The sequence below is a fragment of the Pseudomonas sp. 43(2021) genome (assembly GCF_017490805.1).
GTDB lineage: Bacteria > Pseudomonadota > Gammaproteobacteria > Pseudomonadales > Pseudomonadaceae > Aquipseudomonas.
In genome coordinates this window covers 77,816-93,971 of sequence record NZ_JAFGYJ010000022.1, presented here as the reverse complement: position 1 = coordinate 93,971, position 16,156 = coordinate 77,816, and the positions used below count along the sequence as shown (strand labels likewise).

The 16,156-nt window shown below is 63.9% G+C and carries 18 protein-coding genes; 10 read left to right on the top strand and 8 right to left on the bottom strand.

Going from position 1 to position 16,156, the window contains the following annotated elements; all coding sequences use genetic code 11:
• Window positions 1-113 precede the first annotated feature (113 nt).
• On the top strand, window positions 114-725 hold the full coding sequence (locus J5M71_RS19165; protein ID WP_049277030.1) for an FMN-dependent NADH-azoreductase: 612 nt from the start codon (window positions 114-116) through the stop codon (window positions 723-725).
• A 54-nt stretch (window positions 726-779) separates the two neighbouring features.
• On the opposite strand, the gene J5M71_RS19160 is transcribed toward J5M71_RS19165, so the two are convergent.
• The 3 genes from J5M71_RS19160 to J5M71_RS19150 all read right to left on the bottom strand — a co-directional run bounded on the left by J5M71_RS19160 (window position 780) and on the right by J5M71_RS19150 (window position 4,643).
• Complete coding sequence (locus J5M71_RS19160) at window positions 780-1,982, bottom strand: NAD(P)/FAD-dependent oxidoreductase (RefSeq protein WP_207835084.1); 1,203 nt, start codon at window positions 1,980-1,982, stop codon at window positions 780-782.
• A 69-nt stretch (window positions 1,983-2,051) separates the two neighbouring features.
• Window positions 2,052-2,651, bottom strand: a complete 600-nt coding sequence (locus tag J5M71_RS19155; protein ID WP_063914864.1) for a cupin domain-containing protein — start codon at window positions 2,649-2,651, stop codon at window positions 2,052-2,054.
• A gap of 39 nt (window positions 2,652-2,690) precedes the next feature.
• Window positions 2,691-4,643, bottom strand: a complete 1,953-nt coding sequence (locus J5M71_RS19150) for an FAD-dependent oxidoreductase (RefSeq protein WP_207835082.1) — start codon at window positions 4,641-4,643, stop codon at window positions 2,691-2,693.
• Window positions 4,644-4,819: 176 nt separating this feature from the next.
• Here J5M71_RS19150 and J5M71_RS19145 point away from each other — a divergent pair, with 176 nt between their 5' ends.
• Together J5M71_RS19145 and J5M71_RS19140 are read left to right on the top strand one after the other, a co-directional pair.
• Window positions 4,820-5,863, top strand: coding sequence for an ABC transporter substrate-binding protein (locus J5M71_RS19145; protein WP_207835073.1), 1,044 nt, complete (start codon window positions 4,820-4,822; stop codon window positions 5,861-5,863).
• Between the two features lie 23 nt (window positions 5,864-5,886).
• Complete coding sequence (locus tag J5M71_RS19140) at window positions 5,887-6,642, top strand: class II aldolase/adducin family protein (protein ID WP_207835071.1); 756 nt, start codon at window positions 5,887-5,889, stop codon at window positions 6,640-6,642.
• Window positions 6,643-6,726: 84 nt separating this feature from the next.
• Here the strand turns inward: J5M71_RS19140 and J5M71_RS19135 are convergent, their stop codons facing one another.
• The gene (locus J5M71_RS19135; protein WP_207835056.1) at window positions 6,727-8,124 is read right to left on the bottom strand and encodes a cytosine permease; all 1,398 of its coding nucleotides are present in this window, start codon (window positions 8,122-8,124) and stop codon (window positions 6,727-6,729) included.
• Between the two features lie 235 nt (window positions 8,125-8,359).
• Here J5M71_RS19135 and J5M71_RS19130 point away from each other — a divergent pair, with 235 nt between their 5' ends.
• The 4 genes from J5M71_RS19130 (at window position 8,360) to J5M71_RS19115 (ending at window position 10,475) form a co-directional block, all read left to right on the top strand.
• Window positions 8,360-9,244, top strand: a complete 885-nt coding sequence (locus tag J5M71_RS19130; protein WP_207835054.1) for an EamA family transporter — start codon at window positions 8,360-8,362, stop codon at window positions 9,242-9,244.
• Window positions 9,245-9,374: 130 nt separating this feature from the next.
• Window positions 9,375-9,695, top strand: coding sequence for a YbjQ family protein (locus tag J5M71_RS19125; protein ID WP_207835052.1), 321 nt, complete (start codon window positions 9,375-9,377; stop codon window positions 9,693-9,695).
• Window positions 9,696-9,834: 139 nt separating this feature from the next.
• Window positions 9,835-10,023 carry a hypothetical protein gene (locus J5M71_RS19120; protein ID WP_003253897.1) on the top strand — a complete coding sequence of 63 codons (189 nt, stop codon included), beginning with the start codon at window positions 9,835-9,837 and terminating at the stop codon, window positions 10,021-10,023.
• Between the two features lie 140 nt (window positions 10,024-10,163).
• Entirely contained in the window at window positions 10,164-10,475 is a 312-nt protein-coding gene (locus tag J5M71_RS19115; RefSeq protein WP_207835050.1) for a hypothetical protein, read from the top strand.
• A 46-nt stretch (window positions 10,476-10,521) separates the two neighbouring features.
• On the opposite strand, the gene J5M71_RS19110 is transcribed toward J5M71_RS19115, so the two are convergent.
• Both J5M71_RS19110 and ampC read right to left on the bottom strand, forming a co-directional pair.
• Window positions 10,522-10,854 carry a hypothetical protein gene (locus J5M71_RS19110; RefSeq protein ID WP_003253895.1) on the bottom strand — a complete coding sequence of 111 codons (333 nt, stop codon included), beginning with the start codon at window positions 10,852-10,854 and terminating at the stop codon, window positions 10,522-10,524.
• A 301-nt stretch (window positions 10,855-11,155) separates the two neighbouring features.
• On the bottom strand, window positions 11,156-12,298 hold the full coding sequence (ampC, locus tag J5M71_RS19105; RefSeq protein WP_207835048.1) for a class C beta-lactamase: 1,143 nt from the start codon (window positions 12,296-12,298) through the stop codon (window positions 11,156-11,158).
• Window positions 12,299-12,417: 119 nt separating this feature from the next.
• Between ampC and J5M71_RS19100 the strand changes: the two genes are divergently transcribed.
• Complete coding sequence (locus J5M71_RS19100) at window positions 12,418-13,407, top strand: bile acid:sodium symporter family protein (RefSeq protein WP_207835046.1); 990 nt, start codon at window positions 12,418-12,420, stop codon at window positions 13,405-13,407.
• Window positions 13,408-13,546: 139 nt separating this feature from the next.
• On the opposite strand, the gene J5M71_RS19095 is transcribed toward J5M71_RS19100, so the two are convergent.
• Window positions 13,547-14,140 (bottom strand): DUF4157 domain-containing protein, encoded by a 594-nt coding sequence (locus J5M71_RS19095; RefSeq protein WP_207835044.1) that lies wholly within the window; start codon window positions 14,138-14,140, stop codon window positions 13,547-13,549.
• The gene (locus J5M71_RS19090) at window positions 14,127-14,690 is read right to left on the bottom strand and encodes a TetR/AcrR family transcriptional regulator (RefSeq protein ID WP_207835042.1); all 564 of its coding nucleotides are present in this window, start codon (window positions 14,688-14,690) and stop codon (window positions 14,127-14,129) included. Before J5M71_RS19090 ends, J5M71_RS19095 begins: the two co-directional genes overlap by 14 nt.
• An 89-nt stretch (window positions 14,691-14,779) precedes the next feature.
• Here J5M71_RS19090 and J5M71_RS19085 point away from each other — a divergent pair, with 89 nt between their 5' ends.
• Both J5M71_RS19085 and J5M71_RS19080 read left to right on the top strand, forming a co-directional pair.
• Window positions 14,780-15,511: an SDR family oxidoreductase gene (locus J5M71_RS19085; protein ID WP_207835040.1), complete on the top strand. Its 732-nt coding sequence runs from the start codon at window positions 14,780-14,782 to the stop codon at window positions 15,509-15,511.
• A gap of 29 nt (window positions 15,512-15,540) precedes the next feature.
• Window positions 15,541-16,152 (top strand): 2-hydroxychromene-2-carboxylate isomerase, encoded by a 612-nt coding sequence (locus J5M71_RS19080; RefSeq protein WP_207835027.1) that lies wholly within the window; start codon window positions 15,541-15,543, stop codon window positions 16,150-16,152.
• Window positions 16,153-16,156 lie beyond the last annotated feature (4 nt).

Below are 16,156 nucleotides of genomic sequence, written 5' to 3'. Positions count from 1 at the left end.
TCTGTGGGACAAACTAACGCATTTTTGCCGACTTATCAGCCATTGGTGAGGTCGGTAGGATTCTCCCCATCGTGATCGCCCAACATCGCGGTCTTCATTCACAGGAGAGTCCCATGAAACTGTTGCATATCGATTCGAGCATCCTGGGCGACAATTCCGCCTCCCGCCAACTGAGCCGCGAAGTGGTCGAAGCCTGGAAAGCCGCCGACCCGAGCGTGGAAGTGGTGTACCGCGACCTGGCCGCTGATGCCATCGCCCACTTCTCTGCGGCTACCCTGGTAGCGGCTGGTACCCCGGAAGACATGCGCGACGCAGCCCAGGCCTTCGAAGCCAAGCTGAGCGCGGAAACCCTGGAAGAGTTCCTGGCTGCCGATGCCGTGGTGATTGGTGCGCCGATGTACAACTTCACCGTGCCGACCCAGCTCAAGGCCTGGATCGACCGCGTCGCCGTCGCCGGCAAGACTTTCCGCTACACCGAAGCCGGCCCGGAAGGCCTGTGCGGCAACAAGAAGGTAGTGCTGGTTTCCACCGCTGGTGGCCTGCACGCTGGCCAGCCGACTGGCGCCGGGCATGAGGACTTCCTCAAGGTGTTCCTGGGCTTCATCGGTGTCACCGACCTGGAAATCGTCCGTGCCCATGGCCTGGCCTATGGCCCTGAGCACCGCAGCCAGGCGATCGATGCTGCCCAGGCGCAGATTGCGAACGAGCTGTTTGCTGCTGCCTGATCCTGCTGTCTTGCGCAAGCCTCAAAGGCTTGCGCGAACTCTGTGGGAGCGGCCTCAGGCCACTGGAATAGCAGGGTCAGCCGCCGCCAGCGCCGTGGCACGATCGGCTGCTGGCGGATAGATCCACACCGTATTGATCTGCGCCTTCAACACCTTGGCCTCGGCCTTGTCCTCCGGTGGCGACACCGTGCGCTCCCACCCTTCGGTATACACCGCTCCCCAGGCCCCAAGGTCCAGGCAGGTCACGTACTTGGGCTGGCTGTAGGTCTTCGGTGCCACGCCAATCAGCTCGGCCGCCGCATTGTTGCCTGCATGACGTCCCAACGGAATCGCATGCTGGCAGGACATCACCGCGTAGTTGCCAAGCTCGTCGCAGGCGGCGTAGGCCACATCACCCGCTGCGTACACGGCAGCATTGCCTGCCACCTTGAGATTGCCATCGACATGCAAGCGGCCCTGGCGGTCGCGCTCGCCACTGATCTGTTCGGTGAGCGGGTTGGCCTTGAAGCCCACGGTCCAGATCACCGTGCTGGCGTCGATGCGCTGGCCGTTGTCCAGCTGCACGCCGGCAGGGTCCACCGAGGCTACCGTGGCGCCACAGATCCACTCCACGCCCAGGGCCTCGGAGGCCTGCTCGATGGCGGGGCGGATGCCATCACCCAGGGATGCGCCAATCCTCGCCCCACGGTCGACCACCACCACGCGCAACGCCGGGCCCTCTCCGAGGATTTCGCGCAGGCGGGCCGGCAGTTCGGTGGCGGTCTCGATGCCGGTAAATCCACCGCCGGCCACCACTACGGTATTGCGTGCCGGTGTGTCGGGCAGGCTGGCCAGTGATTTCAGATGGGTTTCCAGGCGCGCGGCGCTGTCGAGCTTGTCGACATCGAACACATGCTCGATGCCGACCATGTCAGGCCGGTTGAGCTCGCTGCCGCAGGCCATGATCAGCCGGTCGTAGGGCAGGGCGCACTGGGTGCCGCTGCGGGTGCGGTAGCTGACGCGGCGGGCCGCTTCATCGATGTGGAAGGCCGTGCCTTGCACGAAGCGGACGTTGACGGCATCGAACAGCTCCTGCAACGGCGCGGCCATGGTGTGTACGTCGGGTTCGTAGAAGCGCGGGCGCACATGCAGCTCGGCCTGGGGGGCAAGCAAGGTGACCTCGACATCCTTGCGGCCATGGAGGTCAAGCTGGCGGACGGCGCTGAGCGCGCTCCACAGGCCGGCAAAGCCCGCGCCAATGATCAGGATCTGCTTCATGGTGGTGCTCCTCTAAAGTTCGGTTAACAAGGTAGACCCTGTTGCTGGATATTGGGGAGCGAGCATGCTTCAGAATGTTGGCGGCGTGATTACCCAGATCACCACGGCATCCACCTCGCCGGGGTTGCCATAGCGATGCGGTTCCTGGCTCGAGAAGCTGAAACTGTCCCCCTCACCCAGCTGGAAATGCCGTTCGCCCACCCATAGCTCGAAGCTGCCACTGAGGATGTAGCCAGCCTCTTCACCGTCATGGCTGTAGCTCTGCTGGCTGTAGCTGCCCGGGGGGAAGCGCGAATGCAGGATTTCCAGCTGGCGGTTGGGCTGGGGCGTGAGCAGTTGATCGACGATGCCATCTTCGTAGTGCACGCTCAGGCGGCTGTTGCGTCGTACCACATAGCCCTGGTCCTCGGGCGCAGTGGTGGCTTCACTGGCGAAGAACCACTGGATGGTTACACCCAGGCTGCGGGCGATGTTGAACAGCGCCGGGATCGACGGATAGGAGAGGTTGCGCTCCAGCTGGCTGATGTAGCCAGCGGTCAGTTCACTGTGCGTGGCCAGCTCCGCCAGGGTCATGCCACGGCGCTTGCGCAGGCCGCGAATGCGGCTGCCGAGAAACTGCGGCGCGGCGCCCCCGGCTTCGCTGGTGGGGGGCTGGGGGAGTTGGCTCATGCACGTCGGTCCATCGTAAAAGCTGCAGTATGTACAGCCTCAGAGCGCCCAGGCAACCGTCAGGCCATCATGAATCGCTTCTTCGACGGTACGCGGCGCCAGGCAGTCGCCAACGCGGCGCACCTCCACCAGGCCAGCCAGCTCCATGGCCAGGCGGTCTTCCGGTTGATGGCCCAGGCACAGTACCAGGGTGTCGATGCCTTCGAAGATCATCGGTTCGCCGCTGGCGGTGTGCTGCAGGTACACCGTGTTGTCGTCGCTGCCATACAGGCGGGCATAGGGTGTGATGGGGATGCCCAGGCGATGCAGCTCGCCGGCCAGTTGGTCGCGCACGTACAGCGGCAGGCTTTCGCCGCAATGGGTGCCATTGACCGCCAGTTGTACCTGGTGGCCTTCGCGCACCAGGCGTTCGGCGATGCCTGGGCCGATCCAGTCGCAGCGCCAGTCGATCACCAGCACCGAGCGCCCCGGTTTTGCTTCATTGCGCAGTATTTGCCAGGCATCCACTACCTGTAGATCACCGGTACGCTCGAACGCCGGCCAGTAGGGGGTGGCACCGGTGGCCGCGATCACCAGGTCGGGGCGTTCACGCGCGACCAGTGCGCGGTCGACCCGGGTGTTGCGCACCACTTCCACGCCCGCCAGGGCCATTTCCCGTTGCAGGTTGGTACTGGCGCCACCGAACTCGCTGCGCCGTGGCAGCAACTGGGCCAGCAGCACCTGGCCGCCGAGCTGCGGGCCCGCTTCGTACAGCGTGACCTGATGCCCGCGCGCAGCGGCTACTGCGGCGGCTTTCATGCCGGCGGGCCCGCCACCGGCCACGAGAATACGTTTGGGATGGGGGGTGGGTGTCAGCTGCCCGTACTGCAACTCGCGGCCGGTTTCCGGCCGCTGGATGCAGGAAATGGGCAGGCCACGGTGGAAATGGCCGATGCAGGCCTGGTTGCAGGCAATGCAGGCACGTACGTCCTCGACCTGGCCCTGCTCGGTCTTGTTCGGCATCTGCGGGTCGCAGATCAGCGCACGGGTCATGCCGCAGACATCGGCCTGGCCACGGGCCAGGATCAGTTCGGCTTCCTGTGGCTGGTTGATACGGCCGGTGACGAACAGCGGGATATCCAGGTGTTGCTTGAAGGTGCCGGCCTCACGGGCCAGGTATGCCGGCTCGATGGCCATCGGCGGCACGATATGCACCGCGCCGCCCAGGGACGCCGACGTGCCGGCAACGATGTGCAGGTAATCGAGCTGGCCCTGCAGGGCAACCGCTGCGGCCAGCGACTCGTCCTCGCTCAGCCCCTGGCTGTCGCGCTCGTCGGCACTGATGCGCAGGCCGATGATGAACTGCTCGTCGGTGGCCGCGCGTACGGCGGCCAGCACTTCGCGCAGGAACCGCAGGCGCTGCTCCAGTTCACCGTTGTAGCCGTCTGTGCGCTGGTTTACCCGCGGGTTGAGGAACTGCGCAGGCAGGTAGCCATGGCTGGCCACCACTTCAACGCCATCCAGCCCGGCCTGGTGCAGGCGGCGTGCAGCGCTGGCATAGCCCTGAACGATCTCGTCGATCATTGCCTGGTCCAGTGCGCGCGGCATCACCCGGAAGCGTTCATTGGGCACCGCGGATGCCGAGTAGGCCACCGCCAGCAAGCCGTCCGCCGATTCCATGATCTCCCGCCCAGGGTGGAACAGTTGCGACAGCACCACGGTGCCATGCTCATGGCAGGCCTCGGCAAGCTGGCGGTAGCCCTCGATGCAGGCATCGTCGGTGGCCATCAGCACATGCGAGGTGTAGCGGGCGCTGTCATGAACCCCGGCCACCTGCAGCACGATCAGGCCGACGCCACCGGCAGCGCGGGCGCGCTGGTAGGCGATGAGCTTGTCGTTGACCAGGTTGTCGGTGGGCAGGCAGGTGTCGTGGCCGGTGGACATGATGCGGTTTTTCAAGCGTTTGCCGCGGATCTGCAAGGCGTCGAACAGGTGAGGGAAGGCGGTCTGCATACAGGCGGCTCCGGTGCGGTGTTGTTCTTGTTTTGTTATGAAAGTGTAGCCCCAGTAAAAAATCAACTTGTTTTTTTACTGATCGGCGACTAGGTTTTTCTCACCCTCGTGGCGAGGGCGTGACCTCACTACAACAAGAAAACGGGCCCCTCGGGCACCGGCAGGAGGCAACTACGATGCAGGTATTCCCACGTGTAAGCGGCTTTTGCGCAGCGTTGCTGGCCATGGGCCTGGGCAGTGCGCAAGCGGCACCGCAGATGGTCGTGGTCGGCTACGGTGGTGCAGGCCAGAAAGCCCAGGACGAGGCGATCTTCAAGCCGTTCAGTGCCCAGGATGGCAGCAAGCTGATCCAGAGCGAGTACAACGGTGAAATGGCGCGGATCCAGGTAATGGCAGATACCGGCAATGTCGACTGGGACGTGGTGCAGATCGAAGGGCCTGACCTGATGCGCGGCTGCGACGAGGGTATTTACGAGCAGCTGGACTGGCAGCGCCTGGGGCACGCGGGCGAACTGATTGCCGATGCTGCGCAGGCCTGTGGCTCGGCCGCGCTGGTATGGAGCGTGGCCATCGCCTATGACCGCAGCAAGCTGGCCCAGGCGCCGGCGTCGTGGGCCGACTTCTGGGACGTGAACAAGTACCCGGGCAAGCGCGGCCTGCGCAAGCGTGCGGTGTACAACCTGGAGTTCGCCCTGATGGCCGACGGGGTCAAGGTCGAGGATGTGTACCAGGTGCTGGCCACGCCGGCCGGGGTCGAGCGTGCTTTTGCCAAACTCGGCGAACTGAAGCCGTATATCCAGTGGTGGGACGCCGGCGCCCAGCCTGCCCAGTGGCTGGCGGCGGGTGACGTGGTGATGACCTCGACCTACAGCGGGCGCATCGCCGTGGCGGCTCAACAGGGCAGCCCGCTGGCGGTGGTCTGGCCTGGCAGCCTGTATGGCATGGATTACTGGGCGATCATCAAGGGCTCGCGGCATGTCGACCAGGCCAAGCGGCTGATCGCCTATGCCAACCAGCCGGATACCCAGGTGCGCTATGTGGAGCAGATTCCGTATGGGCCGACCAACACCCGGGCGGCAGCGAAGCTTGACCCGTCCTTGGCCAGTTGGGTGCCTACTTCGCCGCAAAACCTGCAAGGGGCGTTGGCGATGAATGTGGAATTCTGGGTCGACCATGGAGAAGAGCTGGAGCAGCGCTTCAATGCGTGGGCCAGCAAGTAGCTTTCTGCACAGGGACAACGATGATGAACGCTACGGAACAAAGCCTGCGCCAGGAGCTGGCCGCCTGCTATCGACTGATCGCCCATTTGCGCATGAGCGACCTGATCTTCACCCATGTTTCCCTGCGCCTGCCGGGGCCGCAACATCACTTCCTGATCAACCCGTACGGCCTGTTGTTCGATGAGATCACTGCCTCGAGCCTGGTGAAGATCGACCTGCAGGGCCGGCCGGTCGAACCGACGCCGCACCCGGTCAACCCGGCCGGTTTCGTCATTCACAGTGCCATCCACGCCGCCCGCGAGGATGCCCATTGCGTGCTGCATACCCACACCCGGGCAGGTTGCGCAGTGGCGGCGCTGGAGTGCGGGCTGCTACCGCTCAACCAGATGTCCATGGAGTTTTACGGCAAGGTGGCGTACCACGCCTACGAAGGGATTGCGCTGGATATGGATGAGCAGCAACGCCTGGTGACCGACCTGGGCGACAAGCCGGTGATGATCCTGCGCAACCATGGTCTGCTGACCACCGGGCGCAGCGTGGCCGAAGCGTTCCTGCGCATGTACTACCTGGAGAAGGCGTGCGAGATCCAGTTGGCGGCACAGAGTGCCGGGCAGGTGATTTTACCGCCCGCCGAAGTGTGTACGCATACCGAGCGGCAGTTCAATGATCCGGGGCGGGGCTTGAAGCAGGGCGAGCTGACGGATCCGGATGCGCTGCAGCTGGCGTGGGCGGCGTTGTTGCGGATGCTGGAGCGAGTCGCGCCGGACTATCGTCGTTGACATTGGCGCGCTCGCGGTGAAAGCCGTCTTGCCCTCGCATCGCGCTTGCGAGGGCAAGACGTTTCTACGCTGTCGGCGAGGGGCTTAGCGGAGCTCAGGCACGATCATCGCTGCCGGTGCCTCTTGCGCCCGCCGCCGTGCCACCCAGTAGTACAGCACGCTCGGCACTACCAGGCCGATCAGCCACGAGATATCCACACCGCCCAGGTGCGCGACCAGCGGCCCTGTGTACAGTTTGGTGTCGATGAACGGCATCTGTATCAACACGCCCACGGTGTAGACGATGATTCCTGGCCAGTTCCAGCGGCCGTATCGGCCCTGCGGGTCGGCAAGGGCGGGGATGTCGTATCGCTCCTTGGTGATGAAGTAGTAGTCGACCAGGTTGACCGCGCTCCACGGCACGAAGAACGTCAGCAGGAAGAGGATGAAGGATTTGAACGCGCTGAGAAACGAATGCTGGCCAAGCAAAGCCACCAGGGTGGCGGCGCCGACGATGCCCAGCACGAACAGCAGGCGCTGTGCACGGCTGATCGCCAGGTGGCCACGGAAGCCGCTGATGATGGTGGCAATGCACATGAAGCTGCCATAGGAATTCAGCGTCGAGATGGTCACCTTGCCAAAGGCGATGCAGAAATACAGCAGCGCTGCGGTGCTGCCGGCGCCACCCAGGCCGACGATGTAGGCCACTTCGTGACCGGAGAACCGGGCACCGGCAATGGCGGCGGCGAATACCCCGAGGATCATTGACGCCTGGGCGCCGATCACCGAACCCAGACCCGCGGCGAGGAAGGTTTTGAGTGGTGACGTGTTACTGGGCAGGTAGCGCGAGTAGTCGGCCACATAGGGGCCGAAGGCGATCTGCCAGGACGCCGCCAGCGATACGGCGAGCAGGAACGATGCCCAACTGAAGTGGCGGTTGTCGAGTAACTGCCCGATGTCGGCCAGCAGCATGATGCGACTGAACAGGTAGACGAAGGCGATGATGCCCAGCACGCTGGCGACTCGGCCGATCCAGTGGATCACCCGGTATCCGGCCAGGGTGGCGAGCACGATTATGCTGGCGAATATCAGGATGCCGGTGCTGTCGCTGACGTTGAGCAACTGGCCGATCGCCTGTCCGGAGAGCACCGTGCCGGTGGCGGTGAAGCCCAGGTACATCAGGCATACCAGCACCATCGGGATGGCCGCGCCGTAGACACCGAACTGCACGCGGCTGGAAATCATCTGCGGCAGCCCCAGACGAGGGCCCTGAGCGGCATGGAGGGCCATGACCGCGCCGCCGATCACTTGACCGAGCAGCAGGCCGATCAGCGACCAGAACACATCGCCACCGAGCACCACGGCCAGGGCGCCGGTCACGATCGCCGTGATTTGCAAGTTGGCGCCGAGCCACAGGGTGAACTGACTGTACACGCGTCCATGGCGTTCAGTCTCGGGGATGTAGTCGATCGAGCGCCGCTCGAGTACGGGTTTGCTGGACATACAGTGGCTCCGCTTCATTGTTCTTGTCTAAGCGAGTCAGTCATCGGCGGGGACGCGAGGCGGATGACCTGGTCATCATGTGAGCATGTATATACAAGTCAGGTCAAGCAGTGTGTTGGGAGTTGAACAGTGTGCTGTTGCGCAATGATCGGCGGCAACTGTGCTGGTCCCTGGCAACGAAATAACCTTATGCTGTAACGAAATATGTCTAGAAAACCTGAAGAAGGAAGCTGCAATGCCACTCAAGGACCTGCTCATCGCGCTGGTGGTGATTGTCGCGTGGGGAGTCAACTTCGTGGTCATCAAGGTTGGCCTCGATGGCTTGCCGCCGATGTTGCTGGGGGCATTGCGCTTCTTGTTGGTGGCGTTTCCGGCGATCTTGCTGGTCAAGCGGCCGAAGCTGCCCTGGCGCTGGCTGATCGCCTACGGTGCGACCATTTCGCTGGGCCAGTTCGCGTTCCTGTTCCAGGCCATGTACAGCGGCATGCCGCCAGGGCTGGCCTCGCTGATCCTGCAGTCGCAGGCGTTCTTCACCCTGGGTTTCGCCGCACTGTTCCTCGGTGAGCGGCTGCACCTGGCCAGCGTACTGGGGCTGCTGGTAGCGGCCAGCGGCCTGGCGCTTATCGGCAGCGAAGACGGTGGCCATGTGCCGATGCTGGCGCTGGTGCTGACCCTGTGTGGCGGCGCCATGTGGGGCTTGGGCAACATCATTACCCGGCGCTTTGGCTCGGTTGACCTGGTGGCGCTGGTGATTTGGGGCGGGCTGATCCCGCCACTGCCGTTCCTGGCACTCTCCTGGTGGCTGGAAGGGCCAGAGCGCATTGGCCATGCCCTGGCCAATATCAGCTGGAGTTCGGTATTGGCCCTGGCCTACCTGGCGTTTGTCGCCACCATGCTCGGCTACAGCCTGTGGAGCAAACTGCTGTCGCGCCACCCGGCCGGCAAGGTGGCGCCATTCTCGCTGCTGGTGCCAGTGATTGGCCTGAGTTCGTCGGCGTTGTTGCTGGGCGAGCGTTTGACTGCAACCCAGGGTTGGGGCGCCTTGCTGGTAATGGCCGGGTTGCTGGTGAACGTGTTCGGCGCCCGCATTGGCCAGCGGCTACGCGCGGTCAGCGCGTAGTTGTCCCCTTCAAGCACAGCCTGACTGAAAATCTGAAAAACTGCGCGCTCCCACAATGGAGGCGTATCCGCGAGGGGAATTGCGCTCTGTTAGAATCGGCCTTTTTTGCCAGGCCAATGGAGTGCACCCCATGATCATTTCCACCACCAGCCAGCTCGAAGGCCACCCGATTGCCGAATACCTGGGCGTGGTCAGTTCCGAATCGGTGCAGGGCATCAACTTCGTGCGCGATTTCTTTGCACGTTTTCGCGACTTCTTCGGCGGCCGTTCGCAAACCCTGGAAAGCGCACTGCGCGAAGCGCGGGAACAGGCCACCGAAGAACTGAAGGCGCGGGCACGCCAGTTGCAAGCCGATGCGGTAGTGGGGGTGGATTTCGAGATCAGCATGCCGTCGGTACAGGGCGGCATGGTCGTGGTATTTGCTACCGGCACGGCGGTGCGCCTGAAGTAGAGCGTTCTGCCGCTGGTCGGGTCCAGGGCATCAGCCTGGGCGGTCTGCAAATGACCAGCTAGTCTCACTTTCACTGGTCGCGTTTACCTGGGCAACTGTTCTGGTTGCCGGCGCGTCCGCCACTGGAGGGAGACAGGGCATGAGCGAATCCTTTTTCGAAGACCTGAACGACGCGTTCCCGATCAACAGCCAGGTGCGTTGCGGCCAGGCGGCATTCCGCCTGGGCTTCGCCCACATGACGCTGGATGATTCCGAACAGCTCCAGCCTGCACACCTGCAGCGCAGTAAAAAAGGCCGCTTCATGCCGCGGGTTCCGCTGAAGAAGTGATCCCGCTCCAGCACAACCCCGCCGAATGGCGGGGTTTTTATTGCCATTTCTTGATCCGCCTCATGGCATTGTCGGGTAGCGCTCGCAGGATGGCCAAGGCTGTGGTTTTCTGGCGCGGCATTCCAGCAACGGAGGATTGAATGCGCATGCGAGTCAGGGAAGAGACCTATTGGCAGTGGGCCGACGCCCAGCTGCACAGCCGCTGCCACGACGAAGCACTCAGTGACGGTACCACCCTGGACGTGCAGGTTCGCTTGTCGCGCCTGGGGGCGACCCAACTGTTCCTGGGGCTGTATGCCGGGGATGGGCGGGCACTGCTGGAGGAGTACTACCCCGCACGGCCAGGCGAGACCATGACCCGCGCCCTGGTGTGGGGTGTTGACCGCGCCCGGGCGATGGCAACCGGCGCCTTGCCGCTGCCGGAACGCGCCAGCCAGCGGCGCCAGGCATGAAAAAGCCCGGCCTATGCGGGCCGGGCTCAGGTAAGGGTGGGAACCCTCAGTTGAGCGGTTCGATCACCTTGACTGCCTGCTGCTCACGGGCAGCGGGCCATTCTTGTTGCAGGGTCTGCAGGACGCGGCCAACGAACTCGGTGTCGGCGGCGGCCTTCTTGCCGACGTAGCCTTGGCCACGGCGGTAGACCTTGAAGCGGGCACGCATGCTGGGCAGGTGCTCTTCGAATTCATCTTCGACGGTGTTCGGTGGCAGGCGGTCGAGGCGCACTTCACCGGTCTGGCTGACCCACAGCAAATGGTCGTCAAGGCTGTCCTTGCGCACGGCGAACAGCTGGGCCAATTGGTCGATAGTCGGATTGTTGTTCAAGTTCATCATAAAGCCCCCATTACCCATTCATAGGTGATTTTTCACAGTTGGCGCTACCACGGTGTAGCGCTCTACCAAGGCTGCTACAGCAGCATCGCAACAGGGGCTTTCTCACGCTGCCTTTTGGACAGTTTCCCTCTCCACGGACGGCCTGCGTTACCGCGCAGGCCGTCTGGAACACCCTTGCCACCGCTCCCGATCGGGGAGACGGCTTCATCATGCCCAAGGGCGATGAACGGCGTCAACCGTTTTGTAGTGAATATTTTTTCTCACTACATTCTGTCGTTTTGTTCGACAATCGTTGCCGGCACTACAGCCCGGACAGAATGTCGAAGGCTGCGCGCACCCGGGCTTCGTTCGGGTAATTTCGGTTGGCCAGCAACACCACGGCCAGTTGTTCGGCGGGCACGAAGGCGGCGTAGGCGCCGAAACCATTGGTCGAGCCGGTCTTGTTGTACCAGGCTGCCGACAGCGCAGGCTGGGCGGGTTGCAGCCGCGTGGTTGCCTGCGGTTCACGGATAAGCTGCGGGCCATTGCCATCTACCAAGGTGCTTAGCGTGACCGGGTAGGGGTAGCGCTCCCAACCCAGGCCCTGGGTCATGGCGCCGACCTGGAAGTAGCCCTGCCGGGTAATGGCCGTGGCTTGCACCAGCGTCGGGGGCAGGCCCTCCGGCTGCATGTGCAGGCGCACATAGCGCAGCAGGTCGCTGGCGCTGGTCTTGATGCCGTAGGCTTCGTCGGCGTAAGGGCCGGGGCTGACACGCACTGGCTTGTCGTCAGCGTCGTAACCTTGGGCGTACAGCCCCTGGGCGCTCGCCGGGACCTGCAGATAGGTGTTTTCCAGGCCCATCTGTTTCAGCAGGCCCTCGCTCATCAGTGTGGAAAACGGCTGATGTTGCGCGCGGGCGGCCAGGTCGCCGAACAAGCCCAGGCTGGGGTTGGAGTAGCAGCGCTGGGTGCCGGGTTTGGCGCGGGGTTGCCAGTGGCGGAAGAAATCGACCACCTGCTGCGGTGTCTGCACCGCATCCGGGAACTGCAACGGCAGGCAGTCGGCACTGTAGGCGCCCAGCTCCAGCACGCTCGCCTCGCCGATGGAGGTACCGGCAAGGGCCGGGTGATAGCGCTTGGCCGGGGCATCGAGGTCCAGCTTGCCTTCGGCACTGGCCAGTGCGGCCAGGGTGGCGGTGTAGGTCTTGCTCAGCGAGCCGATCTCGAACAGCGTGTCGCGGCTGACCGGCACATTGTCGGCCTTGCTGGCCACGCCATAGCTGAAGTAGTGCGCGTGGTCGCGAGCATAGATCGCCACGGCCATGCCGGTGATGCCTTGCTCCTGCATCAGCGGGCGGATGATCTGGTCGACCTTGGCCTGCAACTGGTCATTGGCGTGGGCGGCACTGTGGCCCAAGGTGAGGGTGAGGGCGGCAGCAAGTGCAGCCAGGCGGGAGAGGGGCATGGGCGGGTCCTGTGCTGGAGCGTGTCCGTTGAGCGATACCGGTGGGGGTTCCGGCGTTAGCGGCGAAAAGCCGAAGACCTTATCGTCTGCCCTTGCACAATGACAAGACGGAAACTGTGATGAAGTATTTGCGCATGTTATTCGACAATTTCACCCTGGCCTTGCTCGGGGTGGTGCTGATAGCCACCGTGCTGCCTTGCTCGGGCGACGGCGCGGTGTATTTCGGTTGGCTGACCAACCTGGCCATCGGCCTGCTGTTCTTCCTGCACGGCGCCAAGCTGTCGCGCGAGGCGATCATCGCCGGTGCCGGGCACTGGCGCCTGCACTTGCTGGTGTTTTCCTGCACCTTCGTGCTGTTCCCGCTGCTGGGCCTGGCGTTCAAGCCGCTGTTCGTGCCGTTGGTGGGCAACGAACTGTACCTGGGCGTGCTCTACCTGTGTGCCTTGCCGGCCACCGTGCAGTCGGCCATCGCCTTCACCTCGCTGGCGCGTGGTAATGTGCCAGCGGCCATTTGCAGCGCGGCGGCATCCAGCCTGCTGGGCATCTTCCTCACGCCGTTGCTGGTGATGATGTTGCTGGGGGCCAGCGGTGATACCGGTTCTGGCCTGGATGCAGTGCTGAAGATCACCCTGCAGCTGCTGGTGCCGTTCGTGGCCGGGCAGGTCGCCCGGCGCTGGATCGGCGCCTGGGTCAAGCGCAATGCGCGCTGGCTCAAGGTGGTGGACCAGGGCTCGATCCTGCTGGTGGTCTACACCGCGTTCAGCGAGGCGGTGGTTACCGGGCTGTGGCACACGGTATCGCCGCAGCACCTGGCCGGGTTGTTTGCCGTGTGCGGGATATTGCTGGCGGTGGTGCTGTTCGGTACCCGGCTGCTCGGCAAGCTGCTGGGCTTTGACCTGGAGGACCGCATTACCATCCTGTTCGCCGGTTCGAAGAAGAGCCTGGCCACTGGCGTTCCCATGGCCCAGGTACTGTTCGTCGGCAGTGGCATAGGTGCGATGATCCTGCCGCTGATGCTGTTCCATCAGATCCAGCTGATGGTTTGTGCGGTGCTGGCGCAGCGTTATGCCAGCCGTGAGCAGGTGGCTGAAGAAGCTTCGGCGGCGTAACAGTTGTGGGAGCGGCCTTGTGTCGCGAAAGGGCCGCAAAGCGGCCCCGGCAATATATGCCCCACGCCGAACTCAGGGGGCTGCTGCGCAGCCCTTTCGCGATACAAGGCCGCTCCCACAGGGTAAAGCGCCGCTGCTACTATCTCGCCTGCCCTGAACCACGCTCGCGCAGCGCCTTGCTGACCTCGGCCTCGATCTTGTAGGCCGGCGCTTCCAGGTCGTCGTAGTTGCGCGTATAGCGCCGGGCGAACTCTTCCACACCCAACTGCTGATACTGCTGCACATGCTTGAGCTCGTGGGCCCACAACGCCACGTTGTCCTCGGCATCGGCGGGGCGGCGGAAGATGATCGTGTCGATCAGCGTCACGGCGTTCACGTCGGGGTTCTGCAGCAGAGCATTGGCCGCGCTCATCTGCTGTTCGTCACCTACCCGGAAGCGTGCCGCGTCGAGTACGGCAAAGTCGTACCAGGGTTCGAGTTGCGCGCGGATATGCAACGGGATCGGCTCGACGCCGCTGGCAGTGGCTTCGTCGCGTGCCTGATGCAAGGCGTAGGTCAGGCTGGACGAAGCCAGCACTTCCACGTCCTTGAAAATCTGCCCGGCTTGCCCGGGGTCGATGGGCGCACAGAAACACCCCATCAGGCACACCTGGTACTGCCCTGGCGGGCAGGCCTGTTCGGCGAGGGCAGGCAGGGCCAGCAGCAGCCCCAGCAGGAGGCTAATCCGCTTCATGCAGGGCCTTCTCGACGAAGTGGCGGCTGGCGTCCAGTACCTGCGACTGCACGCTTTCTGTGGCCAGCATGCGCCCGATCAGCAAGGCGCCGACGCACTGACTGATCAGCACCCAGGCCAACTCGTCGTCCTCCAGGGTCGCGCTCCAGGCCCGGTGCAGTTCCACCAGCCAATGCTCGGCCACCGCGCGCACGGGGGCTTGGGCCCGGGCAATCTCCACTCCCAACGGCGGCAGCGGGCAGCCACCTTCGGCATTGTGCAGGTGGGCCAGGCTCAGGTACTGCTGCAGGCAACGGCCCAGGCGTTCGCGGCTGGCCGCCTGGTTGGCCAGGCGCGCCAGCGGGCTGTTGCACAGTTCCTGCCGCACTACCTCGGTGAACAGGTCGTCCTTGGACGGGAAGTGGTTGTAGAAGGCGCCACCGGTCAGGCCGATTGCCTTCATCAGCCCGGCCACACCGGTGCTGGAAAACCCCCCTCGTTTGGCCAGCGCGCCGCTGCTGGCCAGCAACCGCTGACGGGTTTGCTGCTTGTGTTCGTTGGTGTAGCGCATTCACTTGCCTCTGCAGGCGGGCTTGACGGTGGCGGCGATCATAACATAGCGTTCGTTTACTAAACGATCATTTACCTATGGAGGCAGGCATGGCAGAACAACAAAAAGTAGTGCTGGTGATAGGTGCGGGGGATGCCACCGGTGGCGAGATCGCCAAGCGCTTTGCCCGCGAGGGCTACATTGCCTGTGTGACCCGGCGCCAGGCTGACAAGTTGCAGCCGCTGCTGGACGAAATCCGCGCTGCCGGCGGCCAGGCCCACGGTTTTGGCTCCGATGCGCGCAAGGAGGAGGAGGTGGCCGCGCTGGTCGAAACCATCGAGCGTGATATCGGCCCGATCGAAGCGTTTGTGTTCAATATCGGCGCCAATGTGCCCTGTAGCATTCTTGAGGAAACCCCGCGCAAATACTTCAAGATCTGGGAGATGGCCTGTTTTGCCGGTTTCCTTACCGCTCAGGCGGTGGCCCGGCGCATGGTCCAGCGCGAGCGCGGCACCATTCTGTTCACCGGTGCCACCGCCGGCACCCGTGGCGCGGCGGGCTTTGCGGCTTTCGCCGGGGCCAAGCACGCCTTGCGCGCCCTGGCCCAGAGCATGGCACGCGAACTGGGGCCGCGGAACATCCATGTCGCCCATGTGGTGGTGGACGGGGCTATCGACACTGCTTTCATTCGTGACAGTTTCCCTGACCGCTACGCCCTCAAGGACCAGGATGGCATCCTCGCCCCGGCCCACATCGCCGACAGCTACTGGTTCCTGCACGCCCAGCCCCGCGACGCCTGGACTTTCGAGCTGGACCTGCGCCCCTGGATGGAACGCTGGTAAACCCCTTTCACCGAGCAAGGACCGTAACCATGCACAAGACTGTCGATTTCTTTTTTGACCTGGGCAGCCCGGCCAGCTACCTGGCCTGGACCCGACTGCCTGGCCTGTGTGCCCGCCAGGGTGCCACGCTGCGCTACCGGCCGATGCTGCTGGGCGGGGTTTTCCAGGCCACCGGCAACGCCTCGCCGGTCATGATTCCGGCCAAGGGTCGTTACATGTTCACCGACCTGGCGCGCTTCGCCGCGCGCTATGGGGTTCCGTTCGAGTTGCCGCCGGGTTTCCCGGTCAATACCTTGACCCTGATGCGCGGGGCAATGGGCACCCAGCTGCGTTCGCCGGAACGGTTCGAGGCGTTAGTGGCGGTGCTGTTCAACGGGCTGTTTGTGCAGCGCCGTAACCTGGGCGATAGCGCCGTCCTCGACGAGACGCTCAGCCAGGGCGGCTTCGACCCGCAAGCATTTCGCGCGCTGGCGGGTGATGACGAGGTGAAGGCTGCGCTCAGGCACGCGACCGAAGAGGCAGTGGGGCGCGGGGTGTTTGGCGCGCCGACCTGCTTCGTCGGTGACGAGATGTTCTTCGGCCAGGACCGCCTGGACTTTGTCGAAGAGGCTCTGCGTCAGGGCGCCGGCAGCCCCACCTGAATGC

Coding starts and splice junctions, on each gene's coding strand:
- J5M71_RS19085 (WP_207835040.1), top strand. CDS start 14,780: ATGGCAGAACAACAAAAAGTAGTGCTGGTGATAGGTGCGGGGGATGCC.
- J5M71_RS19090 (WP_207835042.1), bottom strand. CDS start 14,690: ATGCGCTACACCAACGAACACAAGCAGCAAACCCGTCAGCGGTTGCTG.
- J5M71_RS19160 (WP_207835084.1), bottom strand. CDS start 1,982: ATGAAGCAGATCCTGATCATTGGCGCGGGCTTTGCCGGCCTGTGGAGC.
- J5M71_RS19140 (WP_207835071.1), top strand. CDS start 5,887: ATGAACGCTACGGAACAAAGCCTGCGCCAGGAGCTGGCCGCCTGCTAT.
- J5M71_RS19130 (WP_207835054.1), top strand. CDS start 8,360: ATGCCACTCAAGGACCTGCTCATCGCGCTGGTGGTGATTGTCGCGTGG.
- J5M71_RS19135 (WP_207835056.1), bottom strand. CDS start 8,124: ATGTCCAGCAAACCCGTACTCGAGCGGCGCTCGATCGACTACATCCCC.
- J5M71_RS19080 (WP_207835027.1), top strand. CDS start 15,541: ATGCACAAGACTGTCGATTTCTTTTTTGACCTGGGCAGCCCGGCCAGC.
- J5M71_RS19150 (WP_207835082.1), bottom strand. CDS start 4,643: ATGCAGACCGCCTTCCCTCACCTGTTCGACGCCTTGCAGATCCGCGGC.
- J5M71_RS19155 (WP_063914864.1), bottom strand. CDS start 2,651: ATGAGCCAACTCCCCCAGCCCCCCACCAGCGAAGCCGGGGGCGCCGCG.
- J5M71_RS19125 (WP_207835052.1), top strand. CDS start 9,375: ATGATCATTTCCACCACCAGCCAGCTCGAAGGCCACCCGATTGCCGAA.
- J5M71_RS19145 (WP_207835073.1), top strand. CDS start 4,820: ATGCAGGTATTCCCACGTGTAAGCGGCTTTTGCGCAGCGTTGCTGGCC.
- J5M71_RS19165 (WP_049277030.1), top strand. CDS start 114: ATGAAACTGTTGCATATCGATTCGAGCATCCTGGGCGACAATTCCGCC.
- ampC (WP_207835048.1), bottom strand. CDS start 12,298: ATGCCCCTCTCCCGCCTGGCTGCACTTGCTGCCGCCCTCACCCTCACC.
- J5M71_RS19110 (WP_003253895.1), bottom strand. CDS start 10,854: ATGATGAACTTGAACAACAATCCGACTATCGACCAATTGGCCCAGCTG.
- J5M71_RS19095 (WP_207835044.1), bottom strand. CDS start 14,140: ATGAAGCGGATTAGCCTCCTGCTGGGGCTGCTGCTGGCCCTGCCTGCC.
- J5M71_RS19120 (WP_003253897.1), top strand. CDS start 9,835: ATGAGCGAATCCTTTTTCGAAGACCTGAACGACGCGTTCCCGATCAAC.
- J5M71_RS19100 (WP_207835046.1), top strand. CDS start 12,418: ATGAAGTATTTGCGCATGTTATTCGACAATTTCACCCTGGCCTTGCTC.
- J5M71_RS19115 (WP_207835050.1), top strand. CDS start 10,164: ATGCGCATGCGAGTCAGGGAAGAGACCTATTGGCAGTGGGCCGACGCC.